Annotated in this window: 14 protein-coding genes and 1 other annotated feature; of the genes, 12 read left to right on the forward strand and 2 right to left on the reverse strand. The window is 39.0% G+C overall.

Annotation, left to right across the window (positions count from 1 at the left end):
* Positions 1-14 precede the first annotated feature (14 nt).
* From lonB to yihA, 3 genes are all read left to right on the forward strand, one after another.
* Positions 15-1,682: an ATP-dependent protease LonB gene (gene lonB, locus ACVBAX_RS00650; RefSeq protein WP_447115509.1), complete on the forward strand. Its 1,668-nt coding sequence runs from the start codon at positions 15-17 to the stop codon at positions 1,680-1,682.
* A gap of 184 nt (positions 1,683-1,866) precedes the next feature.
* A complete protein-coding gene (gene lon / locus ACVBAX_RS00655; protein WP_447115510.1) occupies positions 1,867-4,194 on the forward strand; it encodes an endopeptidase La in 2,328 nt (775 codons plus the stop codon).
* Positions 4,191-4,772 (forward strand): ribosome biogenesis GTP-binding protein YihA/YsxC, encoded by a 582-nt coding sequence (gene yihA / locus ACVBAX_RS00660; RefSeq protein ID WP_119709293.1) that lies wholly within the window; start codon positions 4,191-4,193, stop codon positions 4,770-4,772. Before lon ends, yihA begins: the two co-directional genes overlap by 4 nt.
* A gap of 44 nt (positions 4,773-4,816) precedes the next feature.
* On the opposite strand, the gene ACVBAX_RS00665 is transcribed toward yihA, so the two are convergent.
* Positions 4,817-5,302: a LiaI-LiaF-like domain-containing protein gene (locus ACVBAX_RS00665; RefSeq protein WP_447115511.1), complete on the reverse strand. Its 486-nt coding sequence runs from the start codon at positions 5,300-5,302 to the stop codon at positions 4,817-4,819.
* A gap of 252 nt (positions 5,303-5,554) precedes the next feature.
* Here ACVBAX_RS00665 and hemA point away from each other — a divergent pair, with 252 nt between their 5' ends.
* From hemA to ysxE, 8 genes are all read left to right on the forward strand, one after another.
* Positions 5,555-6,901 carry a glutamyl-tRNA reductase gene (gene hemA, locus ACVBAX_RS00670; protein ID WP_447115512.1) on the forward strand — a complete coding sequence of 449 codons (1,347 nt, stop codon included), beginning with the start codon at positions 5,555-5,557 and terminating at the stop codon, positions 6,899-6,901.
* Positions 6,902-6,915: 14 nt separating this feature from the next.
* The gene (locus tag ACVBAX_RS00675; protein ID WP_430774720.1) at positions 6,916-7,749 is read left to right on the forward strand and encodes a cytochrome c biogenesis protein CcsA; all 834 of its coding nucleotides are present in this window, start codon (positions 6,916-6,918) and stop codon (positions 7,747-7,749) included.
* Positions 7,750-7,772: 23 nt separating this feature from the next.
* Positions 7,773-8,708, forward strand: a complete 936-nt coding sequence (hemC, locus tag ACVBAX_RS00680) for a hydroxymethylbilane synthase (protein WP_447115513.1) — start codon at positions 7,773-7,775, stop codon at positions 8,706-8,708.
* Complete coding sequence (locus ACVBAX_RS00685; RefSeq protein ID WP_447115514.1) at positions 8,705-9,490, forward strand: uroporphyrinogen-III synthase; 786 nt, start codon at positions 8,705-8,707, stop codon at positions 9,488-9,490. Before hemC ends, ACVBAX_RS00685 begins: the two co-directional genes overlap by 4 nt.
* Positions 9,487-10,464, forward strand: coding sequence for a porphobilinogen synthase (hemB, locus tag ACVBAX_RS00690; RefSeq protein WP_447115515.1), 978 nt, complete (start codon positions 9,487-9,489; stop codon positions 10,462-10,464). The genes ACVBAX_RS00685 and hemB overlap by 4 nt, the downstream gene beginning before the upstream one ends.
* 24 nt (positions 10,465-10,488) lie before the next feature.
* Positions 10,489-11,775 carry a glutamate-1-semialdehyde 2,1-aminomutase gene (gene hemL, locus ACVBAX_RS00695; RefSeq protein WP_447115516.1) on the forward strand — a complete coding sequence of 429 codons (1,287 nt, stop codon included), beginning with the start codon at positions 10,489-10,491 and terminating at the stop codon, positions 11,773-11,775.
* Between the two features lie 144 nt (positions 11,776-11,919).
* A complete protein-coding gene (gene spoVID, locus ACVBAX_RS00700; protein WP_447115517.1) occupies positions 11,920-13,053 on the forward strand; it encodes a stage VI sporulation protein D in 1,134 nt (377 codons plus the stop codon).
* Between the two features lie 66 nt (positions 13,054-13,119).
* A complete protein-coding gene (gene ysxE / locus ACVBAX_RS00705) occupies positions 13,120-14,178 on the forward strand; it encodes a spore coat protein YsxE (protein ID WP_447115518.1) in 1,059 nt (352 codons plus the stop codon).
* 8 nt (positions 14,179-14,186) lie between these two features.
* Here ysxE and ACVBAX_RS00710 read toward each other — a convergent pair whose 3' ends face one another.
* A complete protein-coding gene (locus ACVBAX_RS00710) occupies positions 14,187-14,378 on the reverse strand; it encodes a hypothetical protein (protein WP_447115519.1) in 192 nt (63 codons plus the stop codon).
* Positions 14,379-14,562: 184 nt separating this feature from the next.
* Positions 14,563-14,796: a binding site (T-box leader), on the forward strand.
* A 43-nt stretch (positions 14,797-14,839) separates the two neighbouring features.
* Between ACVBAX_RS00710 and ACVBAX_RS00715 the strand changes: the two genes are divergently transcribed.
* Positions 14,840-17,485, forward strand: coding sequence for a valine--tRNA ligase (locus tag ACVBAX_RS00715; protein ID WP_447115520.1), 2,646 nt, complete (start codon positions 14,840-14,842; stop codon positions 17,483-17,485).
* The last annotated feature ends 34 nt before the right edge of the window (positions 17,486-17,519 follow it).

Here is a 17,519-nt window from a genome sequence, read left to right on the forward strand (position 1 = left end):
CAGGAGGGAATGCAATGAGTTGGACGGGTATTGCCTTATTTATTCAGTTGTTTTTTGGCATCGTTATCGGACTCTATTTTTGGAACTTATTAAGAAGTCAACGGACACAAAAGGTGTCCATTGATAGGGAATCAAAAAAAGAAATGGACCAATTAAGAAAAATGAGATCCATTTCATTAACCGAGCCACTTTCAGAGCGTGTGAGACCGAGTACTTTTGATGATATTGTTGGTCAAGAAGACGGAATCAAATCGTTAAAAGCTGCACTATGTGGTCCAAATCCTCAACATGTGATCATTTATGGACCACCTGGAGTAGGAAAAACGGCGGCAGCTAGACTCGTTTTAGAGGAAGCAAAGAAAAATGCCAAATCTCCATTCCAATCTTCTTCTGTGTTTATTGAGTTAGATGCAACGACAGCTAGGTTTGATGAGAGAGGGATTGCTGATCCTCTTATCGGATCTGTCCATGACCCTATTTATCAGGGTGCAGGAGCAATGGGACAAGCTGGAATTCCGCAACCAAAGCAAGGAGCAGTAACAAATGCGCATGGTGGTGTATTATTCATTGATGAAATTGGAGAACTTCATTCGATTCAAATGAATAAGCTTTTAAAAGTACTAGAGGATCGCAAAGTATTTTTAGAGAGTGCATATTATAGTGAAGAGAATACGCAAATACCAACGCATATTCATGATATATTTAAGAATGGATTACCAGCAGATTTTCGTTTAATTGGTGCTACAACGAGAACACCAAGTGAGATTCCTCCTGCGATTCGCTCTAGATGTATGGAGGTATTCTTCAGGGAGCTAAGTAGGGAAGAAATCTCTTCCATTGCAGAAAAGGCTGCAGAAAAGGTTAAGTTGAAAATTGGTGAAAAAGGAATTGCAACTCTAGCATCTTATGCTAGAAATGGTCGAGAGGCAGTAAATATGATCCAAATATCTGCTGGTCTTGCAATTACTGAGGATAGAGATTTTATAAAGGATGAAGACATTGAGTGGGTGATTCAATCCAGTCAGTTAACACCAAGAATGGAACAAAAAATTATGTCCTCTTCCACCATTGGACTTGTAAATGGACTAGCAGTGTACGGACCAAACTCTGGAGCATTGCTTGAAATCGAAGTAACGGTTATTCCTACAAAAGAAAAAGGTTCCATAAACATAACAGGCATAGTTGAGGAAGAAAGCATAGGTGGGCAAGGAAAATCAATAAGAAGAAAAAGTATGGCAAAAGGTTCAATTGAGAATGTTATAACTGTACTTCGTTCAATGGGAGTCCCCGCTGATGAATTTGATATACACGTCAACTTTCCAGGTGGAGTTCCGATTGATGGACCGTCTGCAGGGATTGCGATGGCAACAGGTATTTACTCAGCTATATACAAGCACCCAATTGACCATACGGTTGCTATGACGGGTGAAATTAGTATTCATGGAAATGTAAAGCCAATTGGCGGAGTATATCCAAAGGTAAAAGCTGCGAAAAAGGCTGGAGCTAGTAAAGTAATTATTCCCAAAGAGAATATCCAATCAATGCTTTACGAGATTAAAGATATTGAGATCATCCCAGTCAGCCATTTGTCTGAGGTGTTCGAACATGCTCTATTAAAGGAATACGCAAATGAAGAAGTAATCACAGCATCCATGCAAATTTCGAAAAAAGAGAGTATTTAGTGGAATGAACAATAGAACTTCGGTTTGCAGTTTTGAGGAGCCGGAGTTTTTTGTTGGAAGCCAACGCTTTCATGATCATTATGATTGTTGCTTGTAATTAGACACTACAGGTTAAATACGATAGAATTGTACAAAGAATTCCTTTATTAAAAGAGGGAAAGAAAGCATTTGGAGGTGCAAGGTAATGGCGAAAAAGACAGAAATCATTGTCCCCCTCCTGCCACTTCGAGGTTTACTTGTTTATCCGACTATGGTTTTACACTTGGATGTCGGAAGAGAAAAATCAGTTCAAGCTCTCGAGAAGGCAATGGTAGATGACAGTTTAATCTTTTTAACAACACAGAAGGAGGTTTCGATTGACGAACCTCTTGAAGATGACTTGTATAAGATGGGAACACTTACGAAAGTCAAGCAAATGCTCAAGCTTCCAAACGGTACGATACGAGTACTTGTTGAAGGCTTAAAGCGAGCAGAGATTACTTCTTTTTTTGATGAAGACGATCACTACTCTGTTGAAATAAAAACATACGAGGATCCAGTTGAAAAAGATGCGGAATCACAAGCATTAATGCGAACAATGCTTGATTATTTTGAGCAGTACATAAAGATGTCTAAGAAAATCTCAGCAGAAACCTTCTCGACTGTAACGGATATAGAGGAACCGGGTAGAATGGCTGACATCATTTCTTCACATCTTCCTTTAAAACTAAAGGAAAAGCAGGAGATTCTAGAAACAATCGATGTGAAGGAAAGAATACAGAAGATCGTAGACATCATTCATAATGAAAAAGAAGTATTAAACTTAGAGAAAAAAATTGGCCAAAGAGTAAAAAAATCAATGGAGCGCACTCAAAAGGAATATTACTTGCGCGAACAGATGAAGGCCATTCAAAAAGAGCTAGGTGATAAAGAAGGTAAAACAGGAGAAGTAAGCGATCTTACTGAAAAAATCGAACAAGCTGGGATGCCAGAGCATGTAAAAACAACAGCCCTGAAGGAGCTAGAAAGATATGAAAAGGTTCCTTCGAGCTCTGCAGAAAGTGCCGTTATTCGTAACTATATCGAATGGCTTTTAGCAATTCCTTGGTCGAAGGCAACGGAAGATGACCTAGATATTCATAAGGCGGAAAAAGTATTAAATAATGACCACTACGGTCTCGAGAAAGTGAAGGAAAGGGTTCTTGAGTACTTAGCTGTTCAACAAATGACTAACTCATTGAAAGGGCCTATTCTTTGTTTGGCTGGTCCACCGGGTGTTGGAAAAACAAGCTTAGCCCGTTCGATTGCGACGTCATTGAATAGAAATTTTGTGAGAATTTCTCTTGGTGGAGTAAGAGATGAGTCTGAAATTAGAGGTCACAGACGTACGTATGTAGGGGCAATGCCTGGTAGAATTATTCAAGGGATGAAAAAAGCAGGAACGATTAACCCTGTCTTCCTACTCGATGAAATCGATAAGATGTCAAGTGATTTCCGTGGTGATCCATCAGCAGCTATGCTTGAGGTGCTTGATCCTGAACAGAATCACAACTTTAGTGATCACTATATTGAGGAAACATATGACTTATCCAAAGTAATGTTTATTGCCACTGCAAATAATTTAGCAACCATTCCTGGTCCGCTTAGAGATCGGATGGAAATTATTACGATTGCTGGGTATACAGAGCTTGAGAAGATTCATATTGCAAAGGATCACTTGCTACCAAAACAAACAAAGGAGCATGGTCTAACGAAAACTCAGTTACAAATTCGAGAAGATGGCATTCAAAAAATCGTCCGTTACTACACTAGAGAAGCTGGTGTAAGAAGTCTAGAACGCCAGTTAGCGACCATTTGCAGAAAAACAGCTAAGATTATCGTTTCTGGTGAAAAGAAAAAAGTCATCGTTTCTGAAAAAAATGTAGATGAATTTTTAGGAAAGCCAACCTTCCGCTATGGTCAAGCAGAACTTGAAGATCAAGTAGGAGTGGCAACTGGTCTTGCTTATACAACCGTGGGTGGAGATACCCTTCAAATTGAAGTATCATTGTCTCCCGGAAAAGGGAAGCTCATACTAACAGGGAAGCTTGGCGATGTGATGAAGGAGTCTGCCCAAGCAGCATTTAGTTATATTCGTTCAAAAGCAGAGGAACTTGGAATTGATCCAGACTTTCATGAGAAAAATGATATCCATATCCATGTCCCAGAAGGAGCGGTTCCGAAGGATGGACCTTCTGCAGGAATTACAATGGCAACGGCATTGGTCTCCGCTCTCACAGGGCGTGCCATTCGTAAAGAAGTAGGTATGACAGGTGAAATTACATTACGTGGTCGAGTCCTACCAATTGGGGGCTTAAAGGAGAAATCGTTAAGTGCTCATCGAGCGGGATTAACTAAAATTATTTGTCCAAAGGATAATGAAAGAGATATCGATGATATTCCTGAAAGTGTTCGTGAAGAATTACAGTTTGTTCTCGTGTCACATCTTGACCAAGTTTTAGAGCATGCTTTGACTGGTGGTGCTACTAGATGAAAGTAACAAGCTCTGAAATCGTCATTAGTGCAGTTAAGCCAGATCAGTACCCAGTTGAACCAATTCCTGAATTTGCCTTAGCTGGTCGCTCTAATGTAGGGAAATCATCATTTATTAACAAAATGCTCAACCGGAAAGGGTTAGCACGAATTTCTTCAAAGCCTGGTAAAACACAAACATTGAACTTTTATATCGTAAATGAAGTCCTTCATTTTGTAGACGTACCAGGATACGGCTATGCAAAGGTTTCAAAAAAGGAACGGGAAGCATGGGGGAAAATGCTTGAAACGTATTTAACGATGAGAGAGCAGCTTAAAGCTGTGTTATTAATTGTTGATTTACGTCACCCTCCAACGGCAGATGATATTATGATGTATGATTTCTTAAAGCATTACGAAATTCCATGCATTGTAATTGCCACAAAAGCTGATAAAATTTCTAAAACAAAAAGAGCACAGCATTTAAAAATCACAAAAGAAAAGCTCGAATTACACCCACATGATACGATCATTCAATTTTCTTCTGAAACAGGAGAAGGAAAAGATAAAGCGTGGGCAACCATTGAAAGCTATATGTAGAGCAAAACCGTCAGAACAAAATGTCTGACGGTTTTTTATGATAGTTATTTTTTTCGGATAAAGAGTAAGTAAAAGCCAATTATCACCAACACTACCGGCCAAGACTTCCAAGCAATCGATACGGTGTTTTCGAGAATACCAAGCCATGCGGTGAATTTATCGTAAAACAAAAGTAATAACGCAAGTACAAGAAATAATATCCCTTGGAAGAGTCCCGATCGGACCTTCTGGTAACGTAGTAAGAATCCAAGGGCAATAATGAGGATAAACGTTCCAATATGATTTGGCCATAATTGGAGATGGTTAATGATATGGAAATGCAGACCAAAGCCTGTAAGGATAACACCGGGCAGGATAGCCTCGTAATCCTTTGCCCCATAGCCTTGAGAGAGAAAGGAGACTCCAACGATTACCAGCAATGTTGGCCATGTGTAAAACTGTTGGAAAAGAGCGATGTTTGCCTGTTGTAAAAAGAAATAAACACCAAAACCGATAAGGATGATTCCAGGAAAGATTCGTTGATTTTTCATTAGCACCACTTCCAGTAAGGATTACTTGATAATCATTCTAATTTTTGTTAATGTACATATGGAGGCTTGTCGTAATATGACGAGCAAGCAAGGTTTACCAATTAATTATAATAGCATATTTGCATCACAGTTGATTAATTTTTGTTCACATTTTATTCAAATATAGTCATATTTCATTTTAATCTACAAAAATGGAACATGGTATAATTACTACTAGCAAACATGCAAATATTCTGGGGGGTGTATTTCGGAATGCATATATTAGTGATCGGTCTTAATTATAAAACTGCCCCTGTTGAAATTCGTGAGCGTTTGACATTTAACCCTGCACAACTTGGGGAAGCAATGAACGCTCTTAAAGAAAAAAAGAGTGTGTTAGAAAATGTAATTGTCTCTACTTGTAACCGAACAGAAATCTATGCGGTTGTTGATCAACTACACACTGGCAGATATTATATAAAAGAATTTCTTTCAGAATGGTTTTCGATTGAGCAAAGCGAATTTTCACCATATTTATTTATATACGAACATGACGGTGCAATGGAACACTTATTTAGTGTAACATGCGGATTGAACTCAATGGTATTAGGCGAGACACAAATTCTTGGTCAAGTTCGTACAAGCTTTTTATTAGCTCAAGAAAATGCAGCAGTTGGTACAGTATTTAACCAGTTATTCAAGCAAGCAGTAACCTTAGCTAAAAAAGCACATTCAGAGACAGATATTGGTGCAAATGCGGTATCAGTAAGTTATGCAGCGGTTGAACTAGCCAAGAAAATCTTTGGTTCCTTAAATAAAAAGCATGTGTTAATTCTTGGTGCAGGTAAGATGGGGGAACTTGCCATACAGCATCTACATGCAAATGGAGCAAGCAAGGTAACTGTTATTAATCGTACGTATGAAAAGGCTCAGAATTTAGCTGAACGTTTCGAAGGTGAAGCTAAAACACTAGAAGAGCTTCAGTGTTCTTTAATTGATGCAGATATTTTAATAAGTTCAACAGGTGCAAAAGAATTTGTTATTACAAAAGATATGATGACTCAAGTAGAAAAGCTGCGTAAAGGAAAGCCTTTATTCATGGTTGATATTGCGGTACCACGTGACTTGGACCCAGCATTAGCTGAGCTTGAGACTGTTTTCTTATATGATATAGATGATTTGGAAGGAATCGTTGAAGCGAACCTTCAAGAACGAAAACGTGCTGCTGCACAAATTATGATGATGATTGAAGCAGAAATCGTTGACTTTAAACAATGGCTAAATTTACTAGGGGTTGTCCCTATTATTTCTGCTTTACGTGAAAAAGCACTTACGATTCAATCCGGGACAATGGAAAGCTTAGAACGAAAGCTTCCTCATCTGTCTGAACGTGAATTTAAAGTATTAAATAAACATACGAAAAGTATTATTAATCAAATGCTTAAGGACCCAATCCTTCAAGCGAAGGAATTAGCGGCTCGAAAAGATTCAGAACAAGCGTTAGATTTGTTCGTGAAGATCTTTAACATTGATGAACTTGTAAAAGAGCAACAAGTTCCGAGAGAAGCGGAGCCAAATCGAGTGGTTCTAACAAACCCACAGCCTTCCTTTCAATCATAAAAGAGGAGAAGCGAATGTTTGACTACTATATGACAAGGCTGCATGAGCTAACCGTTGTCCTGTATGCTTTGAGTGTGCTCTTATATTTTATTGATTTCTTACACCATAACCGGAAGGCAAATCGTGTTGCCTTCTGGTTACTTGCATTTGTGTGGTTACTTCAAACGATGTTTTTATTTTTGTATATGCTAAAAACCGGCCGTTTCCCGGTACTTACCATATTTGAAGGGCTCTATTTTTATGCTTGGGTGTTAATTACTTTATCATTAGGAATCAATCGGTTACTTCGTGTTGATTTCATTGTGTTTTTTACAAATGTTTTAGGGTTTATCATTCTAGCTATTCATACGTTTGCACCAGTACAATTTGAATCTCATGTGATGGCCGAGCAGCTCATCTCAGAGCTTTTGTTGATTCATATAACACTTGCGATTCTTTCTTATGGCGCTTTTTCTCTTTCTTTTGTTTTCTCTTTTCTTTATTTGATTCAATACAATTTACTAAAGAAAAAGAAGTGGGGAGCTAGGCTGCTAAGAATTACTGATTTATCCAAGCTTGAGCATATGTCATATGTTTTAAATGTCATTGGTGTGCCTATGCTAATGCTAGCAGTCATTTTAGGAATTCAATGGGCATACTTGAAAATTCCTGAAATGTTTTGGTTAGATGCAAAGGTGATTGGCTCTTTCGGTGTACTGATTGCCTATAGCATTTATTTATACTTACGTGTTAGTAAGGAGCTGTACGGAAGGTCATTGGCTCTTTGGAATATTGCTTCATTCTTAATTGTTTTGATCAATTTCTTTTTAATCGGCAACTTATCATCCTTCCACTTTTGGTACACATAAGGATACATACATAGGAGGTTTACATGCGGAAAATTATAGTTGGCTCCAGACGAAGTAAGCTTGCACTTACACAAACAAACTGGGTGATTGATCAGTTGAAGAAATTAGACCCATCCTTTGAATTTGAAGTAAAAGAAATTGTTACGAAGGGTGATAAAATCCTTGATGTAACACTATCTAAAGTTGGTGGAAAAGGGTTATTTGTTAAGGAAATTGAGCAGGCAATGCTTGATGAAGAAATAGATATGGCGGTACATAGTATGAAAGACATGCCAGCTGTCTTGCCGGAAGGTCTAATTATTGGTTGTATTCCATTTCGTGAGGATCATCGAGATGCACTTATCTCTAAAAACCACACGCCTATTAAAGAATTAAAGCCTGGTTCTGTTGTAGGCACAAGCAGTCTTCGTCGCAGTGCACAGCTTCTTGCGATCAGACCAGATCTTGAAATAAAGTGGATACGAGGAAATATTGATACACGATTAGCAAAATTAGAAACGGGAGAATATGACGCAATCATCTTAGCTGCTGCAGGCCTTGCCAGAATGGGATGGGCAAATGAGGTAGTTTCAGAGTTTATTGATGATGAAGTATGTATCCCAGCAGTTGGTCAAGGTGCACTATCGATAGAATGCCGTGAAAGCGATGAGCAACTACTTAGCTTATTATCTCGTTTTACTTGTATGAAAACCAAACAAGCGGTAACAGCCGAGAGAGCGTTTCTTCAAAAGATGGAAGGTGGATGTCAGGTCCCAATTGCGGGGTATGCAAAAGTTGAAGAAAACGGTGATATCTCTCTTACAGGGCTTGTTGCAACTCCAGATGGAAAAACTATCTTAAAGGAATCAGCTAGTGGACAAGATCCTGAAAAGTTAGGGGAGCTAGTGGCAGATGCATTAATTGCTAACGGAGGAAAAGCCTTAATTGACGCGGTGAAAGTGGAGCTTGATAGTGAATGAGTGGTGACTACTCTCTCAATGGAATGAAGGTTCTTGTTCCGCGAGGAAAAAAGCATGCAAAACCATTTTCAGATTTAGTCAAGAAATATGGGGGGATTCCAGTGGAAATCCCTCTTATTTCCTTTCGACCAGTTGCTTCAGACAATCTGGCTATCTTCCTGCGTAAGAAACTACATAAATATGATTGGATCATTTTTACTAGTAATGTGACTGTAGAAACATTCTTTTCTTTTGACATCAACCCGACCGTCCTCGAGCATATACAGATTGCCGCTATTGGTGAAAAAACGGAGGAAGCCTTAGTTAGAAAAGGAGTAACTGTTGCCTTTAAGCCAAAAGAATATGTAGCTGAAGCTTTTGTTGAAGAATTCTCACCGCGTATAAACGCAAGGACTAATGTTCTAATTCCTAAAGGAAACTTAGCTAGAGAACTTATATCTACTACCCTTGAAAAAAAGGGAGCCCATGTGGATGAACTAGTCATTTATGAAACGTTTTTTCCTGACAGCAGTCGGGATGCTTTAGTGAAGGCGTTAACAGAAAAGAAGATAGATATCATAAGTTTTACTAGTCCTTCGACAGTTGATCATTTTATGGCTGTTGTGAAAGAGATGAATATATTGTCGACTATTGATCATTGTCTTTTCATGTGTATTGGGCCTATTACTTTTCAACGGGCTAATGCGTTAGGATTACGTGTGGACGCCATGCCAGATACATATACAATTGATCATATGCTACAAAGTATGATGAAAATAATAAGAAAGAGGGAGAACAAATGAATCATTCATTTTCACGTCACCGTCGTTTACGATCTTCAGCAACTTTGCGCACAATGGTTCGCGAAAACCACTTGCACCTTGAAGATTTGGTATATCCAATTTTTGTAGTAGAAGGTGAAAATATAAAGAATGCCATTCAATCTATGCCAGGAGTTTTTCAGCTATCATTGGATCAATTAAAAACTGAAATGGATGAAGTAGCAGCACTTGGGATTACGTCTGTCCTTTTATTTGGAATCCCAAATGAAAAAGATGAGTGCGGTACGGGTGCTTTCCATGATCATGGAATTGTACAGGAAGCGACTCGAGTCATAAAAGAACAGTATCCTGAAATGGTTGTTATTGCTGATACATGCTTGTGTGAATACACTAGTCATGGTCACTGTGGAGTAATTGAAGGTGGGAAAGTATTAAATGATCCATCATTGAAATTATTAGCAGATACAGCAGTTAGCCAAGCAAAAGCTGGAGCGGATATTATAGCTCCTTCAAATATGATGGACGGATTTGTTGCGGCTATAAGAGCAGGCTTAGATGAGGCCGGCTTTGAGGATATCCCAATTATGTCTTACGCTGTTAAATATGCTTCTTCTTTTTATGGACCATTTCGTGAAGCGGCTGAAAGCACACCTCAATTTGGAGATCGTAAAACATATCAAATGGATCCAGCTAATCGAATGGAAGGCTTAAGAGAAGCGAATTCAGATGTACAGGAAGGAGCAGACTTCCTTATTGTGAAGCCTGGAATGCCATACCTGGATATTGTACGTGATATAAAGAATAATTTTCACTTGCCTGTCGTTGTCTATAATGTGAGTGGAGAATATTCAATGGTTAAAGCGGCTGCTCAGAACGGGTGGATTGATGAAAAGAATATTGTAATGGAAATGCTAACAGGTATGAAAAGAGCAGGTGCGGACCTTATTATCACTTATCATGCCAAAGATGCAGCAAGATGGTTAAAAGAAAACTAATATTTGATGAAACGAGGGATACCTATGCGCTCTTATTCTAAATCTATTGAAGCTTTTGCTGAAGCAAAAACACTTATGCCTGGTGGTGTAAACAGTCCTGTTCGCGCGTTTAAATCGGTTAAAATGGATCCGATTTTTATGGAGAGAGGAAAAGGCTCGAAAATTTATGATATAGATGGAAACGAATATATTGACTATGTTTTGTCTTGGGGACCTTTAATCTTGGGGCATGCAAATGATCGTGTGGTTGAAGCGATTAAAAAGGTGGCAGAACTTGGTACAAGCTTTGGTGCTCCTAGTTTGATTGAAACGAAACTAGCTAAATTAGTAAAAGAAAGAGTTCCGTCTATTGAAATCGTTCGTATGGTTTCTTCAGGAACGGAAGCTACTATGAGTGCTCTGCGACTAGCTCGTGGATATACAGGGAGAAATAAAATCTTAAAATTTGAAGGTTGTTACCATGGTCACGGTGATTCTCTGTTAATAAAAGCAGGATCTGGGGTGGCGACATTAGGTCTTCCTGATAGCCCAGGTGTTCCAGAAGGGGTCGCAAAAAATACGATTACGGTTCCATATAATGATTTGGAAAGTGTTCGCTATGCATTTGAGCAATTCGGCGATGATATTGCTGGAATCATAGTAGAGCCTGTTGCAGGAAATATGGGAGTTGTTCTACCTCAACCAGGATTTTTAGAGGGCCTTAGAGATATTACTACTCAATATGGGGCACTTTTAATATTTGATGAAGTAATGACCGGGTTTAGAGTTGGATATAACTGTGCACAAGGATATTTTGGGATTACTCCAGATTTAACTTGTCTTGGAAAAGTTATTGGTGGTGGGCTTCCTGTTGGAGCCTACGGAGGAAGAGCAGAAATTATGGAGCAAATCGCACCAAGTGGGCCAATATACCAGGCTGGAACCCTTTCTGGTAATCCTCTTGCTATGACAGCAGGATTAGAAACACTAAGTCAGCTAACACCAGATCATTATGAGGAGTTTGCGCGTAAAGCAGCATTACTTGAAGAGGGAATAAGAGCAGCTGCAGAAAAACACGATATTCCTCACACCATCAACCGTGTGGGTTCGATGGTTGGATTTTTCTTTACAAACGAAGCTGTTACAAACTACGCGCAAGCCAAAACATCAAATCTTGATTATTTCGCTACTTATTATCAAGAAATGGCAAACCAGGGAGTATTCTTACCACCTTCTCAATTTGAAGGAATGTTCCTTTCAACAGCTCATAGTAACGAAGATATTGAAAAAACAATCAAAGCCATTGAAATTGCCTTTTCTAAGCTAAGATAAATATAAGGATAGAGACTCTTTTGGGTCTCTTTTTTTTGTAAACACACACTTAGCGATTACTTTTATTCATAAAAATATTCACTAGTTCATAGAGTGATAATGACATAGTGATTAAACGTATAGGATATGAAGGGAGGAGTCGCTTTGTCTCAGGGTAACGAGTCGTGCTTGCGATTTTCATTAGAAGAATCGGTGTGGTTTCAAAAGGGACAGGAAGTAGAGGAGTTAGTTTCTATTTCACTTGACCCAAATATTACGATTCATGAAAACGAACAATATGTCACCATTCAAGGTGCATTAGAATTAACAGGGGAATATCAGCGTTACAATGATGGCACTAATGAGGAGGAGGATTTGTTTACTGCTCCGAAGTTCGTTCATCATGTGGAGGAGAGGGAAGAGGGACTTTATGAGTTTTCACACCGTTTTCCGGTAGATATAACCATTCCTAATAACCGTATTCAAAGCATTGATGACATCCATGTTGAAGTGGAAAGCTTTGATTATCTTTTCCAAGAAAGAAGCTGTATGAAGCTAACTGCCGATTTAACGATTACGGGTCTTTATGGTGATCAGCAACACAAACCAGTACATGAAGATGCAGAAGTGGAGGAAGTTCAACTTGAGGTTGCTTACCGAGAAGCAACCGTTGATGAGATAGATGAAAATGTTGAATTATCTAATGAGCTTCGTACAGAACAACAAGAGGAACCAACGATTTTGGAACATGAGTATGAACCGTTCGCTGTGGAAGCGAGAAAATCAGCAGATGACACAGAGGAAAAAGTGGTTTCAATAAATAAAGCGGTTGATCTTTTTGAAGCACCACAACTTCCTGTGAACGAAGCAAAGGAGCCTGAAATTACTTTTTCAGCAGCTCGAAGTGAAGGACCTCAAGAGCTTGCAGAAGAAATTGTTGAGGAGGCACCAGAGGTTGAGCTTCAGCCTCTACCAGAAGCCGAACTTCAACCACAAGCAGAAAGCCAGCCAGAAACGGAAGAAGAATCTTCTTCTTCACCTCCTCAACCTAAGATTAAGAAAAAGAAATCTTCAAAAAAGGGGATGTCTTTAACCGAGTTTTTTGCTCGAAAAGAGGAGACGGAAGACCTAACAAAACTTCGTGTTGCCATTGTTCAAAGCGGAGAAACGGTCGAACAATTAGCGGGACGTTACGAAGTACCTGTACAACAATTACTTAAGGTAAACCATCTTGAGTTAAATCAAGATATATACGAAGGGCAAGTACTTTATATACCTATTCCTATTGCCCATAAATAGAAGAACAACCATTGGGCAGGTGAAAACTCCTGCCCTTGTTGTTTTTAATGGAAGGGTTGAGCCTCCTTGTCGAATGTTAATTATTTGCAGCAAATGGAGCCGGTGTTAAAAAATTACGGCGTAAAGCCACACTTTATTGAGAGATTTGGGAAAATATATCGTGTTTATAGTGATAAAGGAGTATTTGCTCTAAAAAAGATAGCTCCTAAACACGGAACCGATTTTATTAGGCATATCCAATATCTCTATCAGAAAGGATACAATCGTATTGTCCCTGTTTATCCAACAGTTGATGGACGCTATGCGGTTTTGCATAATCAAGCGTTATATTACCTTATGCCATGGTTACCCAATGAGGAAAAAGAAAACAGGAATGAAAGAAATCAACAGCTCTTTCGGGAGCTAGCAAGGCTTCATACATTGTCCCTTCATGAAGTGACCATTGATCCCAAAGAAAAAGAGGAACATTATACGTCTCTATCATCACTTTGGGATAAAGAGACGGAATTTATTGAAGGCTATATTGAAGCGTGTGAAGGAAAACAATATATGTCCCCTACCGAACTTTTGTTTTGCTTGTATTACAATGACATTCGTCAAGCACTAACATATTCCAAAAACAAGCTAAAAGAATGGTTCGAGCTAACAAAGGAAGAAACGAAGGCTAGGGCGGTAGTGGTTCATGGTAAGATCTCTTCTGAGCATTTTCTCTATGACGATAGAGGTTATGGATACTTTATTAATCTTGAAGGCAGCAGAGAAGGAGCTGCTATTCATGATATTTTACCTTTTTTATCAAGACTGTTAAATACCTTTCCAAAGCGTTGCGATGACTGCATAGACTGGTTATATGTGTATTTAAAGTACTTTCCATTAAAAGATGACGAAATGCTTTTATTATTAGGGTATTTTGCTCACCCTGGCCCCGTGTTAAGGGTGGTAGAAGAGTATTATAAATCAAAAGAACATAATGAAAGAAAGTTCGTTCAAAGGCTACAGAAACAATTTTGGTTATTAAAAAATTCTGAGTACGTTGTCATGCGTATTGAGGAAATTGAAAGACAAAAAAAACAAGCTGCAGCAGCAGCGGCAGCAGCTCAAAATAACGAGGGAGCCCAAAGTTAATGGGCTCCCTAAATAAATTCAAAGTGAAATGCAATAGCTAGGGCAATGAGTATGGCTAGAAACAATACATCAAATGTTGTTGGAAGAAAAATGGTTCGAATTCCTTGAAAGATGCAAAAAGGGAGAATGAATTGTCTGCATACGCCTCTCACAGTCCTTAACCATGGTGGTAATGTATAAGGATTATACCTTTTTTTCACACCAATCCCTCCTATGTTCATAAAGTAAAACCATAGACGATAGTAAAAAAATGCTTCTTCCATTACTCTATGTATGGTTATAAAAAAATATGGGTATCCTTATTGACGTTAACATACTTTTTTATGTAGTATATGGAGTATAAAATGAAGATTCACATCTTTAAACTTACATAATTGAATACTGAAATCTGCTTTGAAAGGGAAGAGTAGGTTGGTTACTCGCTTTAAGAGAGGGAAACTCGCGTCTGAAAGGTTTTCTAAGCGTTCCAATTGAAGGTCGCCCTGGAGCATCTTTTACGAACAGCTATGCTTTGTAGTGAAAGACGGGAAGTCCGTTATCTATTTTAAGAGCCAATCATGGTTGTTTATTGATTGGAAAAAAGGTGGTACCGCGAAGCAAACTCCATTCGTCCTTTTTAGACGATTGGAGTTTTTTTGTATTTAGCTTAGGAGGGAACAAAATGGAAACAAATGAATTAACAATGCCAACCAAATATGACCCAAATACGATTGAACGTGGTCGATACGATTGGTGGCTAAAGGGAAAATACTTTCAAGCACTTAATGACCAAGAGAAAGAGCCATATACAATCGTTATTCCACCACCAAATGTAACAGGAAAGCTACACTTAGGGCATGCTTGGGATACCACCTTGCAGGATATTCTTACGAGAATGAAACGTATGCAAGGGTATGATGTATTGTGGTTGCCAGGAATGGACCACGCTGGTATTGCAACACAAGCAAAGGTAGAAGAAAAGCTCCGTGCCGAAGGAAAAAGTCGATATGATCTAGGTCGTGAGGCATTTGTAGAAGAAACTTGGAAGTGGAAAGAAGAGTATGCGAGTCATATTCGTGAGCAGTGGTCAAAGTTAGGTCTAGGTCTTGACTACAGCAGAGAGCGTTTCACGCTGGATGAAGGCTTGTCGAAAGCAGTAAGAGAGGTTTTCGTTTCTTTATATAAAAAGGGTCTTATCTACAGAGGAGAGTATATAATCAATTGGGATCCAGCAACAAAAACAGCGCTTTCTGATATTGAAGTTATTTATAAGGATGTTCAAGGTGCTTTCTACCATATGAAATATCCTTTAAGTGACGGCACAGGATTCATTGAAGTGGCAACCACAAGACCAGAAACCATGCTAGGAGACACGGCAGTTGCTGTTCATCCTGAGGATGATAGATATAAGGACTTGATTGGTAAAACAGTTATTTTGCCAATTGTTGGTCGTGAAATCCCGATCGTTGGTGATGACTATGTAGATATGGAATTTGGTTCAGGGGCAGTGAAAATAACTCCGGCACATGACCCGAATGACTTTGAAATTGGAAATAGACATCATCTTGAACGTGTACTTGTGATGAACGAAGACGGTACGATGAATGCGAATGCTGGTAAATACCAAGGGTTAGACCGTTTCGAGTGTCGTAAGCAAATTGTTAAAGATCTTCAAGCAGATGACGTATTATTTAAAATTGAAGAGCATATGCACTCAGTTGGGCACTCCGAAAGAAGTGGTGCAGTTGTTGAGCCATATTTATCAACACAGTGGTTCGTTAAAATGCAACCTTTAGCAGATGAAGCAATTGCCTTACAAAAGAAAGAAGATAAAGTGAATTTTGTTCCTGACCGATTTGAGAACACGTACCTGCGCTGGATGGAAAACATTCGTGACTGGTGTATTTCTCGCCAGCTTTGGTGGGGCCACCGTATTCCAGCGTGGTATCACAAACAAACAGGAGAGGTGCTCGTTGATCATGAGCCTCCTGCAGATATTGAAAACTGGGAACAGGATAAGGACGTATTAGATACATGGTTCAGTTCTGCTCTTTGGCCGTTTTCAACGATGGGCTGGCCAGATATCGAATCAAGTGATTACAAGCGTTACTATCCAACTGGATGTCTTGTAACTGGTTACGATATTATCTTTTTCTGGGTATCTAGAATGATCTTCCAAGGCTTGGAATTCACAGGAGAACGCCCATTTAAAGATGTCCTTATTCACGGACTTGTTCGAGATGCGGAAGGACGGAAAATGAGTAAGTCACTTGGAAATGGTGTGGACCCGATGGAAGTAATTGATAAGTATGGAGCAGACTCATTGCGTTATTTCTTATCAACCGGTAGCTCTCCAGGGCAAGATTTACGTTATAGCACGGAAAAGGTAGAAGCAACTTGGAACTTTGCTAATAAAATCTGGAATGCCTCGCGTTTTGCTTTAATGAATATGGACGGTTTAACATATGAACAAATAGACTTAAGTGGTGAAAAGTCTGTAGCGGATAAATGGATTTTAACAAGACTGAATGAAACCATTGAAACCGTAACAAGACTATCAGATCGATATGAATTTGGTGAGGTAGGTCGTGTTCTATACAACTTCATTTGGGATGACTTCTGTGATTGGTATATCGAAATGGCGAAGCTTCCACTTTATGGTGAGGATGAAGCGGCAAAATTAACAACAAGATCTATATTAGCTTATGTACTTGATCAAACGATGAGGCTTCTACACCCCTTCATGCCTTTTATCACAGAAGAAATCTGGCAGAACCTTCCTCATAAAGGAGAGTCAATTACGGTTGCATCATGGCCAGTAGTAAGTGAGGAATTAAATGATCATCAAGCTGCTTCTGATATGAAGCTCTTGGTTGAGATTATTCGTTCTGTTCGAAATATCCGTGCGGAAGTAAATACTCCGCTAAGCAAAAAAATCAACATGATTGTAAAAGGTAAAGACGACATGATCTCTGCTGTGTTGGAAAAGAACCGTGCATATATTGAGCGTTTCTGTAATCCTGAAGAATTAGTCATTGGGACGGTAGTTGATGAGCCAGAGAAGGCGATGACAGCTGTTGTAACAGGAGCAGAAATTATTCTTCCACTAGCTGGACTAATAAATATAGAGGAAGAAATTGCTCGACTAGGAAAGGAATACGCTAAGCTTACCCAAGAGGTAGAACGTGTTCAAAAGAAACTCAGCAATGAAGGTTTTGTAAAGAAGGCTCCTGAAAAAGTAATTAATGAAGAGCGTGCAAAAGAGAAAGACTACATGGAAAAACGAGCACTAGTAGAAACACGTTTAAATGAATTAAAAGGACTATAATATTTAGTGGGACGAATCTAAAATAGATTCGTCC

It is taken from the genome of Robertmurraya sp. GLU-23 (assembly GCF_052983275.1).

Coding starts and splice junctions, on each gene's coding strand:
- ACVBAX_RS00715 (WP_447115520.1), top strand. CDS start 14,840: ATGGAAACAAATGAATTAACAATGCCAACCAAATATGACCCAAATACG.
- lon (WP_447115510.1), top strand. CDS start 1,867: ATGGCGAAAAAGACAGAAATCATTGTCCCCCTCCTGCCACTTCGAGGT.
- ACVBAX_RS00685 (WP_447115514.1), top strand. CDS start 8,705: ATGAGTGGTGACTACTCTCTCAATGGAATGAAGGTTCTTGTTCCGCGA.
- lonB (WP_447115509.1), top strand. CDS start 15: ATGAGTTGGACGGGTATTGCCTTATTTATTCAGTTGTTTTTTGGCATC.
- yihA (WP_119709293.1), top strand. CDS start 4,191: ATGAAAGTAACAAGCTCTGAAATCGTCATTAGTGCAGTTAAGCCAGAT.
- hemB (WP_447115515.1), top strand. CDS start 9,487: ATGAATCATTCATTTTCACGTCACCGTCGTTTACGATCTTCAGCAACT.
- ACVBAX_RS00675 (WP_430774720.1), top strand. CDS start 6,916: ATGTTTGACTACTATATGACAAGGCTGCATGAGCTAACCGTTGTCCTG.
- hemL (WP_447115516.1), top strand. CDS start 10,489: ATGCGCTCTTATTCTAAATCTATTGAAGCTTTTGCTGAAGCAAAAACA.
- hemC (WP_447115513.1), top strand. CDS start 7,773: ATGCGGAAAATTATAGTTGGCTCCAGACGAAGTAAGCTTGCACTTACA.
- ACVBAX_RS00665 (WP_447115511.1), bottom strand. CDS start 5,302: ATGAAAAATCAACGAATCTTTCCTGGAATCATCCTTATCGGTTTTGGT.
- hemA (WP_447115512.1), top strand. CDS start 5,555: ATGCATATATTAGTGATCGGTCTTAATTATAAAACTGCCCCTGTTGAA.